This is a genomic window from Niabella terrae, from assembly GCF_054783135.1.
This window is the reverse complement of sequence record NZ_BAAGRD010000003.1, coordinates 42506-64528: the sequence shown is the minus strand read 5'-3', so window position 1 is coordinate 64528 and position 22023 is coordinate 42506. Positions and strand designations below refer to the sequence as shown.

The window sequence follows — 22023 nt, the reverse complement described above, 5'->3', positions numbered from 1 at the left end:
GCTGGATTAGGATATTGAAATGTATTAATTGGAAGAGTCTTCCTCTTGCGAAAGTTCCTGGATAATCTCTGTGTACAACTTGCCGGCCGTATTGTCTAAAAGAGTCTTGTCGATTACCAGTTGCGGAATAATCTCCACCAGCGCATTGATCCGGCCTTCGATTTGCAAAAACTTATTCAAAACCACCACTTTCTTACTGTCGAGTATACAATAGCCGCTCTGAAAATTACCCCGTTCATATCTAAGGATATAACCATTTTGCTCCGGTATGGATTGCAGCTTGTCTAATGTGCTTTGGGTAAACTTAATCATACTATGGCAAATATAAAGATTTGCCCACAGAGCCGGATCCCGATTTCCGTACTTTCACCGGCCTTTCAGCCGCAACAGTATACCAGCCTCCAGCCCTGGCTACGCCAAATATCCAAGTACCCGGCTCAAAAAGCCCGACGGGACCTAATTTTGTACATTTACCACATGCAGCAATCAAGAAAAATTATCAATGATCCGGTTTATGGTTTTATTACCATCGATCACCCCCTTCTGCTCAGGGTAATTGCGCATCCCTATTTTCAACGGTTGCGCAATATCTATCAAATGGCCTTTGCGCATCTGGTATACCCCGGTGCCGTACACAGCCGGCTGCTGCATGCCCTGGGCGCCTATCACCTGATGGGCACTGCACTGAATGAACTGAAAAGCAAGGGGGTAGCGATCACTGAAGAAGAATGTCTGGGCGCCAGACTGGCTATACTGCTGCACGATATCGGACATGGGCCTTTCTCCCATGCCCTGGAACAGGAACTGATTACCGGCAGCCATCATGAGGACATTTCCCTGCTTATCATGCAGCGGCTCAATACCTGTTTTGATGGCGAACTACAGACAGCCATTGATATTTTCACCGATCGCCATCCCAAAAAGTTTTTACACCAGCTGGTCTCGGGTCAACTGGACGTAGACCGTATGGATTATCTCAACCGGGACAGCTTTTTTACCGGTGTGGCGGAAGGCGTTATCGGCTATGACCGGATCCTCAAAATGCTGGCCGTGCATGAAGGACAACTGGTTGTGGAAGAAAAAGCCATCTACTCCATCGAAAAATTTCTGCTGAGCCGAAGACTGATGTACTGGCAGGTCTACCTGCACAAAACGGTAGTGGCGGCAGAAAAAATGCTTATTATGGCGATCCGTCGTTCCCGAGAACTCATCCGCAGTGGACAGAAAGTTGCGGGTGCCACCCAGGCTTTTCATCATTTTTTGCACGCTGACAAAATAGACCTTCAGGCCCCGGGAATACTGGAGGACTTCTGCCGTATGGATGATCATGATATCATGGCCACCCTGAAAAGCTGGTGCCATCATGAAGACCGGGTACTGGCCACCCTATGCACCAGTATTCTTCAGCGAAAAATCATGCATATAAAACTGCAGTCCGCCCCTTTTGATCCGGCCTTTCTGGAACAGAAAAAAAAGGAACTGGCGGATCGTCTGGAAATCACCGGTGCGGAAGCCGCCTACTTGGCATTCGGGGGACAGACCAGCAACCGGCTTTATAATGCCGAAATGGAACGTATCAATATCCTTTATAAGGATGGCAGTATCCGGGATATTTCCCGGGTAGATAATGCACTGATTAATCTGGAGTTGAGTGAACCTGTAAAAAAACACTACATTTGTTACTTAAGAAACTGACCGTTAATCCCTTAGTTGCAGTAGTCGGTCTGATTTATAATTTTATTAAAATTAGGACGGGTACAGCAGGATTGTAGGGAACTACCCCGGGGATTCTTTAGTTTTGTTCCGATTCTGATTTTCTTTGGCTGAAAAAATAATAAACAATGATTTTCCCTGCATCGCAGATTGCGTTACTGGTAGGTGGGACGGTAGAAGGCAATGCCGACGCTACCGTAAATTCTTTTGGCAAAATCGAAGAAGCGGGTGCGGGACAACTCAGCTTTCTGGCCAATCCCAAATATGAGGAATACCTCTATTCCACCCATGCCAGCATCATTATCGTTAATCAATCCCTGGAACTCAAAGAACCCGTACAGGCGACGCTGATCCGGGTTAAAGATGCTTATTCTGCCTTCGCTACTTTGCTGGGCAAATACCAGCAACTCAAACAACAGCAGCTCAAAGGTCTGCAGGAGCCGCATTATCTGGATCCCAGTGCCCGCTATGGCAAAGATGTTTTTATCGGTGCTTTCGCCTATCTGAGTGCTGAAGTAAAAGTCGGCGATCATACAAAAATTTATCCTGGTGTTTTTCTGGGGGACGGCGTCCAGATTGGCGATAATTGTGTCCTGCATCCGGGCGTCAAAGTTCTACACAGCTGTAAAGTTGGAAATAATGTCACCATTCATGCAGGTACCGTGATCGGTAGTGACGGATTCGGATTTGCGCCTCAGCCGGATGGCAGTTTTGCCAAAGTTCCCCAGATCGGAAATGTGGTTATTGAAGATGATGTGGAAATCGGTGCCAACGCATCCATTGACCGGGCCACGATCGGCTCGACCATCATACGCAAAGGCGCCAAGCTGGACAACCTGATACAGATCGCCCATAATGTGGAAATCGGCAGCAGTACCGTAGTAGCAGCCCAGGCGGGCATCAGCGGCAGCACAAAAATTGGTAAGGGCGTCATGATTGGGGGACAGGCCGGCATCGTGGGGCATATTCACATTGGTGACGGCGCCAAGATCAACGCCCAGAGCGGTGTCAGCAAAAATATTGAACCAGGCAAAGCAGTCACCGGATCACCGGCGCATGATTATACCTCCGCACTTCGCAGCCAGGCACTGAACCGAAAACTGCCTGAGCTCGAACGCCGGCTGAAGGAACTGGAACTGATGATTCAGGAAATCAAACAGACACAATAGACCCCGGGAGGTTGCTTTTGGGCAGCTGTAGCTTGCATTGGCAGCCGGTCAGTCAACCGGGCCCCCACGACAATAAAGTCATATGAAGGATCCGATTGGTGCACAAATATGGTCACTCAGAAAAAGAATGCAAACCGCTCCGGAAGCGGTGCTGGAAACCCTGGCCCAAACAGGATATGCCTTTATTGAACCGGCGGGCTTCGATCCGCAGACCGGAAGCTTCCAGGGCATTCCAGCCCGCGATCTCAAAAGCATGGCAGGCTATCAGGGATTGAAAATACCCAGTGCCCATATTCAGTTCTGTCCCGAAGATATTCATATCGTTTGTGAAGCTGCCGCCGAACTGGGGCTCGAGTACCTGGTTCTTCCTTTTCTCAGAAAATCATTGCAGGATGCGCCCGATGGCTACCGGCGCGCAGCTGATGAGTTTAATGAGGCCGGCGAAAAAGCAGCTGTCTATGGACTTCGGCTGGCCTATCACAATCACGCACATGAATTCCAGGCATCTCCGGCAGGTCCGCTGCCTATCGATATACTGCTGGAATTTACGATGCCGGAATACCTTTGTTTCCAGGCAGATCTGGGTTGGATTATTGCCGCGGGCAGGGATCCCAATGTGTATTTCCACCGTCATCCGGGCCGTTTCCCGCTCTGGCACCTGAGAGATATTGATCCCAAAAGCGGGGAAAGCACGGTTATCGGCAAGGGGACAGTACCCTTTAGCCGGATTTTTGCGGACAGGCAGATTGCCGGATTAACATATGCGGTCGTGGAAATGGCCTCATCTGCCGCAGATCCCCTCCAGGAACTGATTGAAAGTTATCCTGCCCTGCGGTTCTGAGGCCCCAGGTGGTGCACTTAGGCCGGACTGGTGGTTTCCACCAGAATATTTCCTGTCATTTTTTCCGGAACCGGCAACTGCATAAAATGCAGTATGGTCGGTGCGATATCGCCCAGCTTACCCTCACTGATCTTACCCCGCCAGTGCCGATCAATAATGAATAGCGGAACCAGATTTAATGTATGGGCTGTATTCGGTGTACCATCTGCATTTACCATAAAATCCGAATTCCCGTGATCTGCTGTCAGGAAAATCACATAGTCCTGTTTGAGGGCCTCGGTAACGATCTGCTCTACACAATGATCTACCGTTTCCACCGCTTTCACGGCTGCTTCGAACACGCCGGTATGGCCCACCATATCAGCATTAGCGAAATTCAGGATGATCAAATCGGCTGCCTGTTGACGGATTTCGGGCAAGAGTGCGGCCGTTAATTCTCCGGCACTCATCTCCGGTTGCAGGTCGTAAGTAGCCACTTTAGGTGAAGCTTTAAGAATCCGGCTTTCCCCTTCAAAAGGCAGTTCGCGTCCACCGCTGAAAAAGAAAGTTACGTGAGGATACTTTTCGGTCTCGGCAATCCGGATCTGCCGCAAACCGGCTTTCTCTATCACTTCTCCCAGGGTCTCGGTGAGGTCTTCATTTTTAAAGATCGTATGCAGGCCGGCAAACTTATGATCATAAACCGTCATGGTGGTATAATCCAGTGGGATCGTTTTCATACCATGTTCCGGCATATCCTGCTGGGTCAATACTTCAGTAATCTCCCGACAACGATCTGTCCTGAAATTAAAGCATAGTACATGATCTCCTGGTTGAATGCTGGCAAGGGGCCGGCTGTCGGCGTCTATAATAACGGTAGGCAGTATAAATTCATCGGTGGTACCGGCTTCATAACTCTGACGGACTGCTTCCAGGGCGGAACCGGATTTCGGCCCCTCGCCTTTTACGATTGCATCATAGGCTTTCGCCACACGCTCCCAACGTTTATCCCGATCCATCGCATAATAACGTCCGCTTACGGTGGCTATCTGCCCCAGTCCAATCTGATCCATATGATCCTGCAATGCTTCAATAAAATGCAGCCCGCTTTTGGGGTCGGTATCCCGGCCATCCATAAAAGCATGCACAAATACCTGGGTCAATCCCGCCTTTTGGGCAATGTCCAGAAGCGCTTTCAGGTGGTTGATATGCGAGTGCACCCCGCCATCACTGACCAGGCCCATCAGGTGGAAGGCTTTTCCGGTTTTCTTCGCCGTTTCCATACTGCGTACCAATTCCGGGTTACCGGCAAGTTCCCCGGAGTTGACAGCTACGTTGATCCGCTGTAATTCCTGGTAGACGATACGACCCGCTCCCAGATTGAGGTGACCTACTTCAGAATTACCCATCTGGCCTTCCGGCAGACCGACCTGCTCCCCATAAGTGACCAGGGTCGTATGGGGATAGTTACCGTAGAGGCTGTCGGTAAAAGGTGTTTTCGCATTTTGGATGGCGTCGGCGGATGCAACTTTTCCCAATCCCCAACCGTCCATTATTATCAGGATCGCTTTTTTTTGACTGACTGACATTTTTTAAATTATTGATTATCAGTTATATAAAATTTAAGTTTCGAAAGATTAAGCTGTAAAGTTAAAGAATGCATATTGATTAAAATGCTTAAATTGGCATATTTTTAGCACTTGATAGCCGTTGATCCTAACAAAAAATGACATGAAAAAGATAGCAAGCATCGTACTTATTGCAGCCGCCATTTTTGTAACGACGGGTTTACATGCCCAAAGCATTGACGGAGTGGTTGGTGGTCTGAAGTCTGGCAGTGCTGAAAAAGTAGCAGCCAATGCCGGTAAAAACCTCACGCTGAATGTTCAGGGCAAAAGCAGCACTTACAGCAAAACACAGGCACAGCAAATCATTAAGGATTTTTTCAGCAAGAACAGTGTAAAAGGATTTGAACTCAAGCATAAGGGCAGCTCACCCAGCGGTCATTATGCCATAGGTACCCTGAGTACCGGAAATGGTAACTACCGGGTAAATATTTTTATGAAAAACGAAGGCAGTAAAGAAGTGATCAAGGAACTGCGGTTTCAACTGATAGAATAATCCCTGGCGGTCTGCCACTTAGTTTTTTTATTGGCACAGGTGCCCCAAATCCGAATCTCCAAGAAGCGATTGGCTGAAAAATTCGCTTCAGAGCCGGACCTGTGCAAACTACGGTTCTTCCAGCCCTACCCGGCGCCCCCATCCAACAGCGTAACATCACGGTCCTGCAACAGTTGTTCTGGGAGCTACTTAATTACTATCGGGAGCCCCGCTTCCGTTATTTTTGCAAAAACATATCATGGATCAGGATTTCAGGGAAAAATTAATGGTATTGGTTCAAAATGCGCTCCTGGAGGATATCGGGACGGGTGATCACAGCACCCTGTCCAGTATAGATGCCGGTGCCAGGGGGCGGGCTGTGCTGAATATTAAAGAAGCCGGTGTACTGGCGGGAATGGAAATTGCCCGTTTTATATTTGAATACAAAGAACCCGATTGTAGTTTTGAACCACTTAAACAGGATGGCGCGCCCATGTTCCCCGGTGAAAAAGCTTTCGAAATTGCGGCCAGCGAACACACCATTCTTCAATGTGAAAGACTGGTACTGAACTGCATGCAGCGCATGAGCGGGATCGCCACACTCACCCGCAGCTATGTGGACAAACTGCGGCCTTATAAAACCCGACTGCTGGACACCCGGAAAACCACACCCAATTTTCGGTTACTGGAGAAAGATGCCGTTAGAATCGGTGGTGGCGTCAATCATCGCTTTGGACTTTACGATATGATCATGCTAAAGGATAACCATATTGACTATGCCGGCGGTATTGAAAAAGCCATCCAAAATGCCTATAATTATATCCGTGAAAGAGCACTGGATATTCCGATTGAAGTCGAAACCCGTAACCTGGATGATGTCAAAAAAGTACTGGCAGCCGGCAAAGGAAAAATTCTTCGGGTGATGCTTGATAATTTTACACCGGAACAGATTACTGAGGCATTGGCCATGATCGACGGTGTTTTTGAAACTGAAGCCAGCGGTGGTATCAACCTGGATACCATTGAACAATACGCCGCTACCGGTGTGGACTACGTAAGTGTTGGCGGATTGATCCACCAGGCCCGTAGCCTGGACCTGAGTCTGAAAGCTATTGTATAATACAAATCAATACCATTTATGTCCAAAAATAAATCGAACAGTCCATTTGTATTCAGCACCAATCCTGATTTTAAATTTGAAGACGATAGCGCAACTGCCACCACCCTGCCGGCTGCGGCGCAAAAACTCCGGATACAGCTGGAGACCAAACATCGCGGCGGCAAGACGGCTTCGGTTATAAAGGGATTTATAGGAACTGACACAGACCTGCAACAGCTGGCCCGCCAGTTAAAATCCCTCTGTGGCACCGGCGGTTCAGCCAAAGAAGGTGAAATTATTATCCAGGGGGACCACCGCGAAAAACTGGTTACCTGGCTACAGCAAAAAGGCTATGCTCAAACCCGGAAAAGTGGCGGTTGAGGCCCTGAATCGCCTAGATTGTCCCGCTTTCTTCCCCCGCCCGGTAAAAGCGGGGTATCGGAACCAGGATCAATTAAAATATGTATATTTACTAAAACACATGGTTTATGGGCAGCATGATTTCCTCAGGCATTATGGTAAATGTGGAGGTTTTTTACCAGCCTGAATATAGTAATCCCTTACAGAATGAGTACATGTTTGCTTACCGTATCACGCTGGAGAACTATAATAGCCACCCGGTAAAACTGCTGCGTCGTAAATGGCATATTTTCGACAGCAATGGCACTTACCGGGAAGTAGAAGGTGAGGGTGTAGTCGGCGTCCAGCCGACACTGCAGCCGACAGAAAGTTATCAGTACATGAGTGGCTGTAACCTGAATTCTGATATAGGTAAAATGAGTGGTTTTTATGAAATGGAAAACCTCGATGATCATAAAAAATTCGAAGTTCAGATACCGGAATTTGTAATGATGCTTCCCGCAAAAGCCAACTAATCCGATCCATTTTAGGCCCATCTTAACGGCGATTTCCTGCTAGCAGGCCCGTCGCCTTCGTTCCATTTGTCCAACTGTTTCCCCGTCTATCGCTGTTCCGCTCAGAAAATTAAATTCGAATCAACCGTATTACTAATATATTTAGTATATTGCACTAATTTTATTAGTCATTTTAAATGGTCAATGATCCGTTAACGCTGTCCACAGCGCCGCCAATTCTTGCGGAATACCAGCTTACCCTGCCCCTTCGGGCAGATCTGGGGAATTTAATCCGCGACTTACAGCAAACTTTTATAGCACGCTATAAAGCCAGGGAAGCTTTTCGTATTCCTGCTGTGATCACCCTGCTACATTTTCATCAATATACTACCCTGGAAGCACGTATCCAACAGCGGCTGGTGCAATTTGCCCGACAGCAGCATCCGCTGATGATAACACTCAATGGTTTTGATGTGATGCCGACGCACAGCCTTTATATTCAACTGGGACCAAGATCCGTAATGCAACAACTGAGCAGCAACCTGAAAACCGGCTTACAGGGTCTGCTTAGTCCAGACAGGGAGCACAAAGCTTTTTTTCCGGATGCGACCCAGCTTACGATTGCCCGTAAACTGAAGCCCTGGCAATTCGATCAGTGCTGGCCCGACTTGAAATATCAGGAGTTCTCTGAAAGATTTATTGCCACTAAAATTTGCCTGATTAAAAAGCGCGCTAATGGCAAAGGCTCATCCCAGTTCAGGGATTTTGAATTTGAAGGGCGCGCCGCCGAATGCCGGCAGACAGCACTCTTTTAAATCCGGAATAACTCCGGGAAAAAACACGCAGTATGAAAAAAAAATTACCCCAGGACCCGTTGCCCGTCACGATAAACCAGTCGCAGTCAAAGAAACCTTATCTCAAAGGAAGGGGTGCCCAGATGAATACGCCCAACAGGTTTACCAAGACCGAACTGCGACAGGATGATCCCGAATGTATTGATGACTGGGAACAGCCTGATCCGGCAACGACTTATATCGAACAACAGGCCCGAAGCATTGTCAATAAAGTAGACAGCCCTGATGTGGGAATGGCGTATAGCATGAATCCCTATGCCGGTTGTGAACATGGCTGTATTTACTGCTATGCCCGGAATGCGCATGAATATTGGGGTTATAGTGCGGGGCTGGATTTTGAACGCAAGGTGATTGTAAAATTAAATGCGCCCCTATTACTGAGAAAACAGCTGATGCATCCCAAATGGGAAGTCATGCCGATCATGTTAAGTGGCAATACCGATTGTTACCAGCCAGCCGAACGAAAATACCGCCTGACCCGCCGCCTGCTGGAAGTCTGCAGGGATTTCAATCAACCAGTAGGAATCCTGACCAAAAACGCAGCCATTCTGAAAGATCAGGATATCCTGCAGGAACTGGCTTCCCGGAAACTGGTACGCGCGATGGTTTCCATAACCAGTTTTAATGAAGGGCTCAGAAGTGTGATGGAGCCCCGCACTACCACCGCTACACAGCGATTGCGGGTCATCGAACAGCTCAGCAACGCGGGCGTACCCATGGGTGTTATGCTGGGGCCCATGATCCCCGGACTGAATGATCATGAAATACCACGGATCATGCAGGCAGCCGCTGACGCAGGTGCCCGTTTCAGCGCTTATACTTTTATCCGCCTGAACGGAGCGATCAAGCTGCTTTTTCGTGACTGGCTTTATACCAATTTTCCGGACCGTGCCAACCGGGTCTGGCACCTTATTGAACAAAGTCATAAGGGGCAGGTAAATGACAGCCGTTGGGGACTGCGCATGCGCGGCGAAGGACCTGTCGCGGCAATGGTGGCAGCGCAGTACGCCCAGTATGGCAAAATGTATCAGCTGGACGGAGAACGGGTGCCATTGGATCGTACCATCTTTCAACGACCCGGGCAGCAGGGCCTGTTGTTTTAGGCAATATTCATCCTGTTTCCGTGAACTGTTCATTGGCCAAAGACCAATGGGCTTCGTGCTGCAGCGCAATTTGCTTACTGCTCCGAAAAGCTATAAGTCTTACTGTTTTTCCCTTTATCCACAGATTTCCGATAGTGGTGGATAAACTGATGGCGGTCCATCAGTCCGGTTGTTGTAATTTCCCTCCTAATTCCGAAGCACCAGAAAGCCGGTTCACAGTTCTTTCGTTCCTTGCAATAGTTCACCATCCAATTAATCAATCGATTCCTATGCAGTATCAACAGAAACAATGGAGAAAACTGACAGGCGAGTTTGTGAAAACGATTATTGAAGACGAAGTCAAAGAAGTCATTTTACGCGAAAAAGACCAGGGGCACCAGTTACGGGTTTGCATTGGCACGGACAGCCAGGTGAAAGGATCCGCCACAGAATTCGCGACCGCAATCGTATTTATCCGCAAAGGTTGTGGTGGCTTTATGTATCTGAACAAGGAAGTCTCCAATGAAAAAATGAGTATCAAACAGCGGATGATGAAGGAAGTGGCAAAGAGTATCGATGTGGCCTATCACCTGAGCGGTGTATTTACCAACCACAATATCGATATGGAAGTTCATGTGGATATCAACACCAGTCCTTTATTCAAAAGCAACGATGCGCTCCGGGATGCCATCGGTTATATTACAGGAATGGGATTCTCTTTTAAAGCCAAACCGGATGCATTCGCCAGTTCCAGTTGTGCCAATAAGGTGGTGCAGTAAACCTCCCATTCGTTAAGGACAGCAGGATTCCAACTTCAAGGCCACCAGCTCTCTTTAGCAAGTCTTAGCTAAGGCTCCGCCGTTGTAGTCGGAGCGTTTTGCCCCGCTCTTAATTCTCATTCAGTGATATTTTTCCTGCATTGAGGTCCCTGACCAAAGCATGTCCACTCGGACAGGTTTATGCACGCAGCCCCTTTTACCGACAAAGAAAATCCTGACCCCACCAAACTTTCAAAAGAAAATTCAGGGATCAGGATTTCCAGTGCCTGATTCGGTAATGAATCCTTGGCCTATTTCAAGTAGTTATAATACTCGTCATCGGTACTGCAATCCCACCAGATCGGCATGCTCCAGATATTATCATCTCCGGCGTGCGGATTCAGTGCCAGGGTATTGATAGAGTTGTAATTGATCTCATATGTAGGCGGTAAAGCCCAGCGACGCATCCAGTAGCGGGGATCAGTAGGCCCGGATCCGGTCAATTGGGCGTCACCGGAAAACAATGGTCCGCGTTTATAATCCGGGTAAATGACGCCATAGCTTCCGATATCGCCGGCACTGAAATTCAGGCGCCGCATATCATTCCAGTTTTCAATACTGCAACCCATCGCAATATACTTCTGCAACATAATATCAGACAGGGTGAGTGCTCCGGCGCTCTGGCAGACCGCGTTGCTTGACATATAAGTGTTGATGGCTGCGGCATCCATGGGTGCCATATCGGGATTGGAACTGGCAAACCCGCCCGCCTGCCATTCGCCCAATTTCACCTGCATCATATCCATATGCGCTCTGATCCCGTCTTTATAGGCAGTAAAAGCGTTACCCGTCTCCCCTTTTCTGAAATATACTTCAGCCTTAATAAAGCACATTTCATGGTAAGTCACCAGCTCCTGATCCGACACCGGACGTATCTGGAAAGAGCCTGTGGAACCGACCACACCTGCATTAAATGCAGCTTCAGACGGGTACCAGTTAACATTATTGGCCGGTTGCGCCGGTATGCCGGAAGTCGCCAACGCACTGCTGCGTAGATTTACATAAATGGTATCGCCCGCATAGAGGTAGTTGGTACTGTTGACATAAATAGATCCTTCAGGATACACCACTTTTACCTCTTCACCACTGGTGGTAAAAGTCTTGCCACCCGCTACCAATGCCGCAATAAATGCGCTCCGTTCGCCTGCGTCGCTGATCTTATAAGTTACCTCCGTATTTTCAGCGGCATACGATGCGGTAGCAATCGAGGTTGCACCGCCCTTGGTCAACCGGTTGGGACCCGGACCATAGGAATCCACACCAATGGAACGGTTCCAGGTATAAGAACTCACTTTGCCGCTGCCATTTAACTTCACATTCGCCATGGAGGCGGGTACGATTTTGCTCATGCGGGGATCTGTTACATTCGATCCACGTAAATCCGTCAGCAGGTCATAATAGTAGTGTGCAATCCGCTGGTTGCTGCCATAGGCGGCATAGTTAAAGTTGCCATTGGTAACCACAGGATCACCGATCAGATAGTCGGTAACGGTGCTGTTATTCAAACCTGGCCCCAACACATTGTCGGCTACCGATTGCGGGCCTTTGGACAAACAATACAAAATCGAATCCGGATTATAGAGATCAGATTTTTTTGACAATTTAAGCATATAACGGGCCTTCAACCCATAGCAGAATTTGATCCATTTACTCAAATCACCTTTATTGATCATATCCCCTTCTGACAGATCAGGTGCACCCGCCTGCTGCTGCATGTTGAACAGACTGATGGCGTCATCCAGCTTGGACATACATCCATAATAAATAGCTTTACCATCATCTGGTTTGGGACTGGGATTTCCTGTAGCAGCTTCCGTATAGGGCATTTCCCCATAAATATCCAGCATCTGCATAAAGCCCAATGCATGGAATACATTCGCAGCGCCCATATAATGGTACGCGCCTTTCTGTTCTGCAGATTTATACAGATCAACCACATTGGAAGATACCGCTACAAACCAGGTCTGGTAAGGTGTCGTGGAATTGGCATTAGAGCAGGCCCAGGTGGTACTAAAAGTATTCTGGGTTGCTGATCTGGCATAATAGACGCCTACCATACAGGCAGTCCGGTAATTGGCGACACCGGCGGAATACTGGTAAAAATGTTCGATCCAGGGCAGTCTGTTTTCTATTAAAACCGTCTGATTGTTGGGGTTATCCGGATCCGTATTCACATCCAGCCACTTCTTACAGGAACCCAGCGCCAATACCATCAGGAAGCCCAACAGAGTATATTTTAAACTATTCATAATCTAAGCTTTTTCAATAATTAAAATGTGAGGTTTATACCAAAAGTGAAACTGGAAACAGCAGGCACGCCTAAATAATCAATACCTGTGGATCCGGATCCTCCTGTACCTCCCGCGGCGCTTACTTCAGGATCCATTCCTTTGTAGTTCGTCAGTGTCAGTAGATTGGTACCTACAGCCGTCGCTGAAATACCCTTGATGATTTTACTGGATTTCAACATATCTGTAAAATCATAAGTCAGGGAAAGTGACCGGAGTTTGAGCCAGTTGACCGATGTAATCAGGTTGTAGGAATTAGCTGCGTAATTGGCCCAGTATTGCTGGATCATATATTGTCCGGAATAGGTGGTACTGCCAATCGTATAATTATCATTGGCATTATAAGTCTGGGTAAAGTCCTCGCCGGTCTGGCTGTTCACCCCGCTGACCGTCACCGATTGGCGATCATTGAGCAGGGTTTGAGGACTCAGTCCGTTGACCAGCAGGGCGTACTCCGTACCATTATATACATCACCGCCTTTCCGGAAATCAAACAGAATCGACATGGACAGATTTTTATACCGCAGGGTATTGTTGAAACCCAACAGAAAATCCGGTTCCCGGTTGCCCACCACCTGATCATTCGCAGAAGATGACAGCAGGTATAATCCGGTATTGGGATCCACTTTATAGCGACCGTTGGCAATTTCATTGCCGTCAGCGTCGGTTTCCCGCATCGCTTTACGACCAATCAGTGCCAGGAAAGCACCTCCATTGGGAATAGATGCGGCCCGAACGGTACCAAACTGTGCATCGGTCGGATAGAAATAGGCGATACCAGGGATAAAAGCACCCAGGGTGCCTTCATTATGAGAATAGTTCAACATAGATTCCCAGGTAAAGTTCCGGCCTACTACCGGCTTACCGGTCAGTGCGATTTCCATACCCTTATTAATTACGGTACCGGAGTTCAGGGTACTGAAAATAAATCCGCCCGACTGCGCCAGACGGGGTTGACCGATCTGGTTCTTGGTCTGGCTGTGGTAATAAGTATAATCCAGGTTTAAGCGGCCTTTCAGGAAATGAAACTCACCGCCCACTTCCCAGGAATCCTGTATCTCCGGAATTAGGATGGGATTACCCGCTGCCCACTGATTCCCAACGGCAATATAATCACCAATGGAATAGGGCGCCCAGACATAAGTATTGGTTGCATAAGGATTGGCGTCCTTACCTACTTCGGCCCAACTTGCCCGAACCTTACCAAAAGACAATATATCGTTCTTAGGCATCAGTTCCGTAAATACGAAGGAACCGCTGATGGAAGGATAGAAATAGGACCTGTTTTCAATAGGTAAAGTGGATGACCAGTCATTTCTTCCGGTCAAAGTCAAATACACCATATTCTTATAAGAGGCACCGAATTCCCCGTAAGCACCCACCAGTCTTTTTTTCGTGGTGGCATCCGTGAAAAATTTATTCTCGGTGCTGATATTATTAAAGCTGATGGTACCTGCCGTTATAAAACTGTATCCCCAGTGATTCTGTGTCAGCCATTCCGTGCTTTCAGAAGTCGTTCCCAACATCAGGTGGGTATCAAAATCCCCAAATTTCTTGTGAAAATTACTCATCAACGTAGTGGAAATATAACTGTAATCCAACATGCTCTTGCTCAGTCTTCCGTTCTGATACAAAGGCGCTACGGCAGAGCCTGGTGCGATATAAGTATAATCGTCCGTGCCGTACTGATCATATCCCAGTCGTCCGATCAGGTCCCACCATTCAGCTATTTTGAAATTGGCATTGATACCTCCGGTAAACCTTTTTGTTTTGGAAGTCAGTTTATCCTGATTGATGATCCAGTACGGATTGTCAATATCGTCTTCCAGATCGGTGATATTACTGGCGTAAATCCGATGCTGTGATCCGTCTTCGTTGATATAGTTTTTGATGTCAAAAGTTGTCGGCCAGGTATACAGGGCGCCCATAGTTCCATTACCGCCGCCTGAATACAGACCTGCTGTGGTCAGGGTCCGGTCAGTGTTGGCGATGGAATAGGCCACGTTGGCATTCAAAGTCAGCCTGCCATACTTCTGTTCCCCGTTAAACCGAAAAGTAGTCTTATCATAGCCGGTACCCGGGACGATCCCTTTTTGATCAAAATTGGACCCGGACAGATAAAAGGATCCGTTTTTGGTTCCCCCGGAAACATTGACATTATTATCCAAAACAGTTCCGTTACGGAAGAAGCGGCCGATATTGTCATAAGTTTCGCCGGAAATTTCCTGCCCCCAGCTACTGTAACTGATATCGTTAAATACGCCGTTACTGGAATAAACACCATTCCCGAAGCGGGACTGGACTTCAGGTAATTTATTCGCCCATGAATTACTGACCTTGCTGTTTACACTCACCGTCACGCGACCGGCAGCTCCCTTTTTCGTCGTGATGATCACGACGCCGTCAGCCGCCCTGGATCCGTACAAAGCTGCGGCAGCAGCCCCTTTCAATACGGAAAGGGTTTCTACATCCTCGGGGTTAATATCCATGATCCGGTTGGAATAAGTGGTATTGCTGCGTGACATACCATCAGTGCCGGTATTGCCCGTAACCGAAGTGGAGTTATCATAAATAATACCGTCGATGACAAAAAGCGGCTGGTTCTGCCTGCCTTCGGAAGTAGAGTTACCACCCCGGATTGTAATGGAGGCACCGGCACCGGCCGCCCCGCTGAACTGGGTGATATTCACCCCAGGTACTTTACCGGTCAGCGAATTGACGATATTGGTATTCTTATTCTTCATGAGCTCCTGGGAGCTTAGATCCGATACGGCATAACCCAGTGCTTTACGCTCCTTTTTGATACCCATCGCTGTTACCACCACTTCTGATTCCAGGGTACCTGTGCCCCGTACCAGTATGATCCGGATATTATTATCGGTCCCTATGGTATACTGCTGGGGCAGGTACCCGATGGAAGTAAATTCCAGTACCTGCCCCGTCTGGACTTCAATGGTGAATTTTCCTGACTCATCCGTAGCAGTCGCATCGCCGGAGCCGGCCACGGTGACTCCTGCAATCGGACTTCCGTCTTCTCCTACAACCGTTCCGGTTACCTGCCTGGTCTGGCCGAAGGCAACTCCGACACTCACAAAACAGAGCAACCAAAGCGCTGCAAACTTTAGAATTGTTTTCCGCATAAATATTAATTTAAAAAAGTAAGCTAATCAATCGACTCCAAAAATGCCGGTCATCCTTGCCCCGGCCAATGACTCCAAAATACCAACCGGCTCTCCATTAATCCCTAACCGGCCGTTAAACAACCTCCGTGTTTAGGGGACACAACGACCCGAATTGAATTCTCGGAGAACTGCCGGAATTTGCATTAGCGATCGGATGGTGGAAAAGGATTGCTGCTCTCCTGCCGTTCCGCAGGTATGGAACAACCGGTCTTCCGTTGAGGGGGCATTTGCTGTCCCTGGAAATTTTCCGGACAAAACTTTAGCTGCCATTGGCCCAGCAGCCAATATGCTGTTAGTCGGGTTGAACAAATGACACCCATTTTCCGAAAGCAGATATCTAAGCAATGCTTGAGAGAATTTGTTAATTACTCATTAAAGGTAATGCAATTTCATGCACAAAAACGCAAAAACCGGAAAAATATTACGTTGCGAAAACAGGGGTACTTTGCCCGCAGTTTAGAGAATCCGGACCCCCTTCGACTGAAAGGGTCGCAACTGGGAATCTTCAGGTTCCAGTTCGGTAATCAGGTAATCGATTTGTTCAATTCCACATACAGTAATCGGCTGGTAGGTTTCCAGTTTCTCCGAAATGGTCATCGAAATGACTTTATCCGCCGCCTGGATCATTGCTTTTTTTACCTGTACCACTTCCCAGTCATTATCGGTCAGTCCATGGGCTACGTCAATCGCATTGGTTCCCAAAAAACAGAGATCTGCATTGACCTGATGGATTCGGGCAATGGCTTCGGCACCAACTGTCAGTTTCGAATCCTTGGAAAGCCGGTCGCCAATAACCATTACATCCACATTGGGATGGGAAAGACACTCATTAACAACAGGAATACTTCCGGTAACAACGGTAACCTGTAACTGGTTCGGCAGACTGCGGAACAATTCCAATATGGTGGTCCCGCCGGTAGTCAGGATGAACATGCCATTCTCAATCAGCTTCAGGGCCTTGTTGACGATATTTCTTTTATTGATCTGCGAGTAAACACTCCCCGATTCAAATTTTACCTGACTGAACACATTGGACAGGGCACCGCCATGCACTTTGATCAGCTGACCGGCACCGGCCAGTTCCAGCAAATCCCTTCGAATGGTATCTTCGGAAACGCCAATTTCTGAGCTCAGATCGGCAGATAATATTTTGTTATGCAGGTTCAGTTGGTGCAGGATATATGCCTGCCTTTCTTTCTTTAACAAGGTAAATTATTTGAGTTAAAGATATGTAATCGCCCGAAATCAGTAAAAAGCCTCCTGAAATAATTCAGGAGGCCTTTGGCGCAGACCTGTTCAGGAACTGCACTTATAAGTCATTATCCTTATTTTTTCTGAACCGGATTCGTAGCTGCACTTTGTTTGTTATCCGCATTCAAAGTTACGACGGCATAATATCCCGCTGCTGATACCGACAGCTGCTGTTCCGTAGTAATTGTCAGCACTTTGGCAGTATTCTTTAAATCGGAGGTAAAATATACGACGGATCTGAGGTTGGCGCCACGGCTCCATTTAAGGATACCGCCTTCCAGTCGCAGGTTGGTGGCAGTCGTGGGATCAGGTGCAATGGCCCGACCCAGAAATGGTATAACGGCAGGATCTGCAAAGCGGTCCTTCACTATATCTGCCATCCCGGCTTTGGTATACAGGAAATGCGCACTGTAAAGCAGGTTACCCATGACCGCTTTCTTCAAAGCCGTCTGTTGCAGCTGGCTGCCGATCTGGGCTACACTAGACAGATCCAGTGAATGCCCGACCATTAGCGGTGGTTTATTGTTAAACCGGTCCCACTCGGCCAGTTTACTGGCAAAAGTATTGTCATGGTATAATTGCGGAATCACGATATCCATCCAGCCTTCACTGGCCCATTTCACGACATCAGCATACAGGGTATTCTTATTGGTCGTAAAATCTGAGCCGGGCGAAATTGAAAATACGACTTCCGGCTTATTGGCGACGATTACATCGTGGACCAATTCGATCGCCTTATCAACATTTCCCCTTCTAAAATCCTCAATCGTACTGTAGCCCGCACCGTAAGTCTGATAGTCCGCCTGATCGGAAACCATCTGACCGGCCTGGCTCGGATACGGATAAAAATAATCATCAAAATGAATCCCGTCCACCTCATACTTGGTAATGATATCCTTTACGATATCGGCCAGTCGCTGACGTACTTCCGGCACCGCCGGATTATAAATCTGTAGCTTCTCATGACTGACGACCCAGGAAGGATCCACCGAAGGATGGAGTGCCGGATAAGGCACACCGCTATTAGCTCTGGTCCCGATCCGGTAAGGATTCAGCCAGGCATGAAATTCGATGTCACGGGCATGGGCTTCATCGATCATAAACTGCAGTACATCATAACCGGGATCCTGGCCCCGGGTGCCGGTAATGGATGCACTCCAGGGCTCATACGCAGAATTATAAAAGGCGTCTCCCTTGGCTTTGACCTGTACAAATACCGCATTCATGTTCATTGACTGAAACAGCTCGAGATAGTCGATATATTGCTGTTTCTGGGTGGCCGCATTATGGTCACCGCGTGGCCAGTCCAACTCGAAAACAGTTGCCATCCAGGCTGCCCGCAATTGATTTTTGGGCAATTTCATGGCACCGGTGGGTGGCGGATCCGGATCAGGATCCGGATCGACGGGATCCGGCCCTGAACCGCTCTTACTACAGGCCTGCAGTAGCAACACAAAAAGCAGGGCCAGCAGGTAATATGTACTTCTTTTCATGGTTACTCAGATTAAAAATCAGAAACCTAATTAATCTTCCAGTTTCTTTTTAGGAAAATCAATCAATACAAATCCGGCATCCGCAGAAGCCGTATAAATCGTCAGCCTTTCATCTTGACCTTCACCATCTTTGGTAACGGCCCAGCCTGTTTGTGTTGAAGGCGCACTGTTGGCAGGTCCCAGCAAAGGATATTCGAATATGGCATTGTGGCTACTTTGTTCATCAAAGAGCTTTAATGCTTCGGTGGTATTACTGCCCTTCGTGATATCATATATATATAATACAACGGCATCAGAGCCACTTCGGGCTGCCGTAGTCATGATCAGGTAGCGTTCACCGTTAAACTGAACAATCCTGGCATCCGAACCCCGGATCGGCACCGTCGTACTGCCCAGGGTATAACTGATACCGGCCGATTCATTCGCCACGCGGATGGGTGCCTCGTATCCGGTAAACAGATAGTCGTCGGTATTGCCCACCCGGTTAAAGGACATTACAAAAGTGGCTCCGGCTATACTCGGCAAAATGGTCGGATTGGTGACCGTGGTAAAATTGGCAACTTTTAATCTCAGGATAGAAGTGACGGCATTGTCTCCAAAATACATATAACCATTACCGTTTTCATCCAGACTCAATGACATATTATCGCCATGCCGGTTGCCGGCACCCGGTATCGTCGCAATGTTTAAATCAGCAATCAGTTCCGGTGCTGCAGCCGGATCCGTCCAATGATAGATTCTGAAAGGTGAAACCTGACCGCCTGAAAGGTTGGCAATATAACTATGCCCGTTAATCTGTGCGCCCACGTTAACCGGGAAAGTACCGCCGGATACACCGGTCAGGTTCAGTGGAATCGGTTCGATTTTGTTCTGACGAAGATCGTCCGCTTTCAACAAATGCGACCCGTCACCGGCGCGGGTAACGATCAGTACATGTTCCCCGTCGAATCCGGAGCCTCTTGTCTGTAAAGACACGAAACTGGGATACACCGGGCTGCCCAGATCGTTGTTCGTGTAATCAAATATTTCAGGCTGGGTAAAATCAGCACCAAAAACCGGAATATTCAGCCGGATGGTTGCCAGATATTCCCGAAATCTTTGATTGTTCACTACTTTAATGATCATCCCTTTAGAGGATTGGCCGGGATCAAAGGAGATGGCATAGGATTCCTGATCCAGTTTGGCGCCATTAGACATGACCGCCTCAAACATCAGATTGCCAAAATCCGTCAGCGTATCAAGGCGCGGAAAGGATATGGTTTTCTTGTTCTCGTCAATCGTACCTTCCACTACCGTATTGCCACCAGCGCCGGCGTTGGTAATCTTTATGGATTCCAGAACGACCAGATCGGAAGATTCCACATTCCCGGGATAATCTTTCTGACAGGCCGGCAGCAAAAGCAGCATGGCTGCTAAAAATACCAACCCGGATTTGAGTATGTTTCCTAATCTTTTCATGAGCTATAAAATTTGCAGTTACCGATTTAATTATTTTGAGGCCAGCCCTCGGTTTGTTCCAGCACATATCCATGACTGGCATAATCATCCATCTGTACTTTTCCTATCGGCGACAGATAGGGGTTGACATTTGTTTGATTAAGATAAGGCAGGCGGCCATTGGTATTGGTGAGCCGGAAAAACCCTTTAAGTGCTGCACCATTGTTGCCGTCATAAACGATGACATTACCATCCAGGTCCACCACAGAAATTCCCGATTTCAGTTCACTGGCAGGCAGTTCCGATGTAAAGTTCACCCAGCCGCCCGACAGCAGGTCTCCGTCTGTGTCTGTATCCATATAGGCCAGTTTGCTCCAGCGTTTCAGGTCTTCAAACCGGGAATGCTCGAAACTCATCTCCATCCGGCGCTCGCGGCGGATCTCCCAGATCAGCGCCGGCACCGTCGCATCGCGGGATGGATCCACTGGCAGACCGGCCAGCATCAGGTGCGCTGTTTTCTTCACCCCCTTATCGGAAGCTTCTTTGGCAAGTGGCCGGTCCCGGATCTTATTGACTGATCGGTCCAGATCATCCTGGGTGACAGCAGACCCGCCAACAGTGGCCAGTTCCGCTTTGGCTTCTATCCAGTTCAGCAATACTTCCGCATAACGGAGGACCGGATAGTCATTGATATTATTCTGACTCGTATAAGGAATGGGTGCGGTACCGGTCGCTTCGACTTCTGCAATGGCTGATCGCGGTATAAACTTGATCGTATACCAGTAAGCAGCCCGGTTTTTGGAAGTAGGCTCATCATAAAAAGTAGCTTCCAACCGGGAGTCACGGGTGGTAATCATTTTAGACAGTGTAAAATCATCGGCATCCGCTTCCGAAGAATTCTGCCAGGCCTGACCATCTGCACAGATAAAGGATTTGATCAGTGCGGTGCTTGGCCCGAAAGCCAGTGATTCAGAGAGATTATTATAGGATGCGACGGAATGCCGGATGCCCACGGCTTCATCATAAGCCCGGTACAGTAAAACATCCTTATTACCGGCTAAATTTTCTGAACCAAATAGCGTACGGTAGTCAGAAACGATATCGTATTTCCCACTGCTCATTACGATATTACCGGCTTCAACCGCCAGGTCCAGAAACTTTTTTGCACGCTCGTTATTATGATAATAATATTTCTGCCAGGTACCCTCATACAGCGCCAACCGGGAAGTTAAGCCTGCTGCGATATAGCGATTGATATACTGAGCACCGTCATCGTTGCGGATATTTGCCAGCGCAAAAACCAGATCCTCATAAACCGCGTCCATCACATCATTACGCGGTGTACGTGGCATATATAAGGTTTCCAGGTCTTCGGCATCAGGCACAAAATTGATATAGGGTACATCGCCATAACGGGTCGCCAGTTCGCTATACTCCATCGCCCGGAACAGCCGACCAACACCCAGCCAGTGATTGCTGGCCTCTTCTTCCAATATTCCGCTCATCCGGGTTTCGATACGATCCAGTAAAATATTGATGGCCCGGACATTCGAATAGCTCCAGATCGCACTGGCAGGCACGGCGCGGGTGAAATTTCCCTGATTGCCCATCACAAAAATATCATCGCTGAACTGGTAGCCCATATAGGCTGCCCCGGCGGTATTGAAACCCTGGCCATATCCCGGAAAAAAACCGGTATAAAAGCTATTGGCATAGAGCCGCACATTGTCTTCTGATGTCCAGGCGGTCTCATCGGTTACTTCTGAAAGTGGAGGCCGTTCCAGGAACTTTTTACAGCCTGTGCTAACAGTAATCAACAAAACCATCCAGATTGCATATTTATTAATGTATTTCATATTCATT

At 48.1% G+C, this 22023-nt stretch carries 18 protein-coding genes; 10 read left to right on the top strand and 8 right to left on the bottom strand.

What is annotated here, in order from left to right:
* Positions 1–24: 24 nt before the first annotated feature.
* The gene (locus tag ACYVI9_RS03030; RefSeq protein WP_460760493.1) at positions 25–312 is read right to left on the bottom strand and encodes a hypothetical protein; all 288 of its coding nucleotides are present in this window, start codon (positions 310–312) and stop codon (positions 25–27) included.
* Between the two features lie 165 nt (positions 313–477).
* On the opposite strand from ACYVI9_RS03030, the gene ACYVI9_RS03025 reads away from it, so the two are divergent.
* The 3 genes from ACYVI9_RS03025 to ACYVI9_RS03015 all read left to right on the top strand — a co-directional run bounded on the left by ACYVI9_RS03025 (position 478) and on the right by ACYVI9_RS03015 (position 3723).
* Positions 478–1695, top strand: coding sequence for an HD domain-containing protein (locus tag ACYVI9_RS03025; RefSeq protein ID WP_460760490.1), 1218 nt, complete (start codon positions 478–480; stop codon positions 1693–1695).
* Positions 1696–1841: 146 nt separating this feature from the next.
* Entirely contained in the window at positions 1842–2882 is a 1041-nt protein-coding gene (lpxD, locus tag ACYVI9_RS03020) for a UDP-3-O-(3-hydroxymyristoyl)glucosamine N-acyltransferase (RefSeq protein ID WP_460760487.1), read from the top strand.
* A gap of 82 nt (positions 2883–2964) precedes the next feature.
* Positions 2965–3723: a sugar phosphate isomerase/epimerase family protein gene (locus tag ACYVI9_RS03015; protein WP_460760485.1), complete on the top strand. Its 759-nt coding sequence runs from the start codon at positions 2965–2967 to the stop codon at positions 3721–3723.
* A 17-nt stretch (positions 3724–3740) separates the two neighbouring features.
* Here ACYVI9_RS03015 and gpmI read toward each other — a convergent pair whose 3' ends face one another.
* Positions 3741–5291, bottom strand: coding sequence for a 2,3-bisphosphoglycerate-independent phosphoglycerate mutase (gpmI, locus tag ACYVI9_RS03010; protein ID WP_460760482.1), 1551 nt, complete (start codon positions 5289–5291; stop codon positions 3741–3743).
* A 142-nt stretch (positions 5292–5433) separates the two neighbouring features.
* Between gpmI and ACYVI9_RS03005 the strand changes: the two genes are divergently transcribed.
* The 7 genes from ACYVI9_RS03005 (at position 5434) to ACYVI9_RS02975 (ending at position 10470) form a co-directional block, all read left to right on the top strand.
* Positions 5434–5823, top strand: a complete 390-nt coding sequence (locus ACYVI9_RS03005; protein WP_460760479.1) for a DUF4783 domain-containing protein — start codon at positions 5434–5436, stop codon at positions 5821–5823.
* 238 nt (positions 5824–6061) lie between these two features.
* Positions 6062–6922: a carboxylating nicotinate-nucleotide diphosphorylase gene (nadC, locus tag ACYVI9_RS03000; RefSeq protein ID WP_460760476.1), complete on the top strand. Its 861-nt coding sequence runs from the start codon at positions 6062–6064 to the stop codon at positions 6920–6922.
* An 18-nt stretch (positions 6923–6940) separates the two neighbouring features.
* On the top strand, positions 6941–7282 hold the full coding sequence (locus ACYVI9_RS02995) for a translation initiation factor (protein WP_460760474.1): 342 nt from the start codon (positions 6941–6943) through the stop codon (positions 7280–7282).
* Between the two features lie 107 nt (positions 7283–7389).
* On the top strand, positions 7390–7776 hold the full coding sequence (gene apaG, locus ACYVI9_RS02990) for a Co2+/Mg2+ efflux protein ApaG (RefSeq protein ID WP_460760471.1): 387 nt from the start codon (positions 7390–7392) through the stop codon (positions 7774–7776).
* Between the two features lie 176 nt (positions 7777–7952).
* On the top strand, positions 7953–8570 hold the full coding sequence (locus ACYVI9_RS02985) for a 2'-5' RNA ligase family protein (protein WP_460760469.1): 618 nt from the start codon (positions 7953–7955) through the stop codon (positions 8568–8570).
* 32 nt (positions 8571–8602) lie between these two features.
* Positions 8603–9712 carry a PA0069 family radical SAM protein gene (locus tag ACYVI9_RS02980; protein ID WP_460760466.1) on the top strand — a complete coding sequence of 370 codons (1110 nt, stop codon included), beginning with the start codon at positions 8603–8605 and terminating at the stop codon, positions 9710–9712.
* A gap of 269 nt (positions 9713–9981) precedes the next feature.
* The gene (locus tag ACYVI9_RS02975) at positions 9982–10470 is read left to right on the top strand and encodes a ribonuclease H-like YkuK family protein (protein ID WP_460760464.1); all 489 of its coding nucleotides are present in this window, start codon (positions 9982–9984) and stop codon (positions 10468–10470) included.
* A gap of 290 nt (positions 10471–10760) precedes the next feature.
* On the opposite strand, the gene ACYVI9_RS02970 is transcribed toward ACYVI9_RS02975, so the two are convergent.
* The 6 genes from ACYVI9_RS02970 to ACYVI9_RS02945 form a co-directional block, all read right to left on the bottom strand.
* Positions 10761–12758 carry a SusD/RagB family nutrient-binding outer membrane lipoprotein gene (locus tag ACYVI9_RS02970; protein ID WP_460760461.1) on the bottom strand — a complete coding sequence of 666 codons (1998 nt, stop codon included), beginning with the start codon at positions 12756–12758 and terminating at the stop codon, positions 10761–10763.
* A gap of 20 nt (positions 12759–12778) precedes the next feature.
* Positions 12779–15937 (bottom strand): SusC/RagA family TonB-linked outer membrane protein, encoded by a 3159-nt coding sequence (locus tag ACYVI9_RS02965; RefSeq protein WP_460760458.1) that lies wholly within the window; start codon positions 15935–15937, stop codon positions 12779–12781.
* Positions 15938–16435: 498 nt separating this feature from the next.
* Entirely contained in the window at positions 16436–17185 is a 750-nt protein-coding gene (locus ACYVI9_RS02960) for a DeoR/GlpR family DNA-binding transcription regulator (protein WP_460760455.1), read from the bottom strand.
* A 119-nt stretch (positions 17186–17304) separates the two neighbouring features.
* Positions 17305–18723 (bottom strand): glycoside hydrolase family 10 protein, encoded by a 1419-nt coding sequence (locus tag ACYVI9_RS02955; protein WP_460760453.1) that lies wholly within the window; start codon positions 18721–18723, stop codon positions 17305–17307.
* Positions 18724–18753: 30 nt separating this feature from the next.
* Positions 18754–20181 (bottom strand): DUF4623 domain-containing protein, encoded by a 1428-nt coding sequence (locus ACYVI9_RS02950; protein ID WP_460760450.1) that lies wholly within the window; start codon positions 20179–20181, stop codon positions 18754–18756.
* Between the two features lie 26 nt (positions 20182–20207).
* Entirely contained in the window at positions 20208–22016 is a 1809-nt protein-coding gene (locus ACYVI9_RS02945; RefSeq protein WP_460760447.1) for a RagB/SusD family nutrient uptake outer membrane protein, read from the bottom strand.
* Between the last annotated feature and the right edge of the window lie 7 nt (positions 22017–22023).

Excerpts from the sequence above, each read along its gene's own strand:
- ACYVI9_RS02985 (WP_460760469.1), top strand. The coding sequence starts at position 7,953 with ATGGTCAATGATCCGTTAACGCTGTCCACAGCGCCGCCAATTCTTGCG.
- ACYVI9_RS03025 (WP_460760490.1), top strand. The coding sequence starts at position 478 with ATGCAGCAATCAAGAAAAATTATCAATGATCCGGTTTATGGTTTTATT.
- ACYVI9_RS02975 (WP_460760464.1), top strand. The coding sequence starts at position 9,982 with ATGCAGTATCAACAGAAACAATGGAGAAAACTGACAGGCGAGTTTGTG.
- lpxD (WP_460760487.1), top strand. The coding sequence starts at position 1,842 with ATGATTTTCCCTGCATCGCAGATTGCGTTACTGGTAGGTGGGACGGTA.
- gpmI (WP_460760482.1), bottom strand. The coding sequence starts at position 5,291 with ATGTCAGTCAGTCAAAAAAAAGCGATCCTGATAATAATGGACGGTTGG.
- nadC (WP_460760476.1), top strand. The coding sequence starts at position 6,062 with ATGGATCAGGATTTCAGGGAAAAATTAATGGTATTGGTTCAAAATGCG.
- ACYVI9_RS02995 (WP_460760474.1), top strand. The coding sequence starts at position 6,941 with ATGTCCAAAAATAAATCGAACAGTCCATTTGTATTCAGCACCAATCCT.
- ACYVI9_RS03005 (WP_460760479.1), top strand. The coding sequence starts at position 5,434 with ATGAAAAAGATAGCAAGCATCGTACTTATTGCAGCCGCCATTTTTGTA.
- apaG (WP_460760471.1), top strand. The coding sequence starts at position 7,390 with ATGGGCAGCATGATTTCCTCAGGCATTATGGTAAATGTGGAGGTTTTT.
- ACYVI9_RS02965 (WP_460760458.1), bottom strand. The coding sequence starts at position 15,937 with ATGCGGAAAACAATTCTAAAGTTTGCAGCGCTTTGGTTGCTCTGTTTT.
- ACYVI9_RS03030 (WP_460760493.1), bottom strand. The coding sequence starts at position 312 with ATGATTAAGTTTACCCAAAGCACATTAGACAAGCTGCAATCCATACCG.
- ACYVI9_RS02950 (WP_460760450.1), bottom strand. The coding sequence starts at position 20,181 with ATGAAAAGATTAGGAAACATACTCAAATCCGGGTTGGTATTTTTAGCA.
- ACYVI9_RS02955 (WP_460760453.1), bottom strand. The coding sequence starts at position 18,723 with ATGAAAAGAAGTACATATTACCTGCTGGCCCTGCTTTTTGTGTTGCTA.
- ACYVI9_RS02945 (WP_460760447.1), bottom strand. The coding sequence starts at position 22,016 with ATGAAATACATTAATAAATATGCAATCTGGATGGTTTTGTTGATTACT.
- ACYVI9_RS03015 (WP_460760485.1), top strand. The coding sequence starts at position 2,965 with ATGAAGGATCCGATTGGTGCACAAATATGGTCACTCAGAAAAAGAATG.
- ACYVI9_RS02980 (WP_460760466.1), top strand. The coding sequence starts at position 8,603 with ATGAAAAAAAAATTACCCCAGGACCCGTTGCCCGTCACGATAAACCAG.
- ACYVI9_RS02970 (WP_460760461.1), bottom strand. The coding sequence starts at position 12,758 with ATGAATAGTTTAAAATATACTCTGTTGGGCTTCCTGATGGTATTGGCG.